Source organism: Pedobacter borealis DSM 19626 (assembly GCF_000708285.2).
In the GTDB taxonomy this organism is placed as follows: Bacteria; Bacteroidota; Bacteroidia; order Sphingobacteriales; family Sphingobacteriaceae; genus Pedobacter; species Pedobacter borealis.
Genome location: NZ_JAUG01000186.1, coordinates 1 through 1804, shown reverse-complemented (window position 1 = coordinate 1804; position 1804 = coordinate 1). Strand labels below are relative to the sequence as shown.

1 protein-coding gene is annotated in these 1804 nt (G+C 46.9%); it reads left to right on the top strand.

What is annotated here, in order from left to right; translation table 11 throughout:
• Positions 1-127 precede the first annotated feature (127 nt).
• Entirely contained in the window at positions 128-1324 is a 1197-nt protein-coding gene (gene nhaA, locus AW17_RS23350) for a Na+/H+ antiporter NhaA (RefSeq protein WP_051692067.1), read from the top strand.
• Positions 1325-1804 lie beyond the last annotated feature (480 nt).

The following is a 1804-nucleotide window of genomic DNA, read 5'->3' as shown; positions in this document are numbered from 1 at the left end:
ATAACCACCCCCAGCCCCTCCTTGAAAATAAGGAGGGGAGCTCCCACCCATAGTTTTAAAAATCATCTATTTAGATTCCTCACAAAAAATATCCCCCTTTCCCCCTTATTTCACTATTTTTACCCCTATGGCTAAACTCATCAATCTAGAAGTATTTCAGCGTTTCTTCCGCTCCGGACAAGTAGGCGGTTTTTTATTGTTGATCTGCGTGGCAATTTCCTTACTCATCGCCAATACCGCTTCAAAAGAAAGTTTCGAAGCTTTTTTAGCAATCAAATTAGGCTTTGGTGAAGTGAACTACAGCATCTTAGCCTGGATAAACGATGCTTTAATGGCCATATTTTTCCTGCTCGTAGGACTCGAAATCAAACGCGAACTCGTAGAAGGAGAACTCTCCTCGCTTAAAAGTGCAGCCTTACCTGTAATCGCTGCCTTAGGTGGCATGCTCGTACCCGCTTTAATTTATAGCCTGTTTAATAAAGGCACAGAAACTGCCGGCGGCTGGGGTATCCCCATGGCAACCGACATTGCCTTTGCCCTCGCCATTATCGCCATGCTTGGTAAAAGCGTACCCACCAGTTTAAAAATATTCCTGGCCGCTTTAGCCATTGTAGATGATCTCGGCGCCATTCTCGTGATCGCGATCTTTTATACCCACCAGATTCATTTCGAATACCTGGCCATGGCTGGGGGCATCCTTATTCTTTTAGGACTGATGAATTATTTCGGCGTAAAGAAACTCGTGTTTTACCTCATCCCAGGCATATTCCTTTGGTATTTCATCCACCACTCGGGTATCCATGCCACCATTGCAGGGGTATTACTGGCTTTCACCATCCCTACCAACGAAACGGATGAAAAATCGCCATTGGAAAAACTGGAGCATTTTTTAACCACTCCGGTAAACTACATCATTATGCCCATTTTCGCGCTGGCCAATACCAACATCACTTTCCAAAAAGAAATGCTTGCCGGACTGGTTTCCCCTCTCGGCCTCGGCATTATCGTAGGTTTATTCGTGGGTAAAACCATTGGTGTAACCTTTTTCAGCTGGCTAGCCGTGAAACTGAAATGGGCCGATTTACCCACCGGAGCAGGCTGGAAACACATTTTAGGTTTGGGCATGCTCGCCGGAATCGGTTTTACCATGTCGATCTTTATTGCGCTACTCTCTTTTAGCGAGGTGCTGCATGTCTCAGAAGCGAAGTTTGCCATTTTAACCGCTTCGATCCTATCGGGCGTGGTGGGTTTTGCATTTTTGAAATCGGTTAAAGCCCAGGGGCTACCCACAGAAGGCAATTTAACCACAGAGGACACAAAGTAAAACACAGAGGGCACAGAGCCCCTATCCGCCTATGGGCACCTTTCCCCTGAAAGGGAAAGAGCTAAAAGACAAATTACCGCACCCTGTAATATGCCCCATGCTATCTGCTCCCCTGCTATACGGGGCTTTAAGATTCCCGCCTGCGCGAGAATGACGACCGTATTATAGCGAACGCCTTAAACCCCTATCCGCCTATCGGCACCTTTCCCCTGAAAGGGAAAGGGCTAAAAGACAAATTACCGCACCCTGTAATATGCTCCCTGCTATCCGGCCTAGCAGATTTTCGCCGGAAAAAGCACGGAAATCTTTGCAGTCCCCCTCATAACCCCACAACCCAAGGCAGGATCAAGCGGGTGCGATGGGATAAGCAAGGGTAAGAGCCTCGATACTGCCGCAATAAAGATTTCCGTAGGTTTTTACAAGAAAGGATGCAAGCCTTGATCTTTTGTTACTTTTGGATCAAGCCAAAAGTAAGAGCCC

Bases quoted from the DNA above. Each gene is read 5' to 3' on its own strand.
- nhaA (WP_051692067.1), top strand. From the start codon at position 128: ATGGCTAAACTCATCAATCTAGAAGTATTTCAGCGTTTCTTCCGCTCC.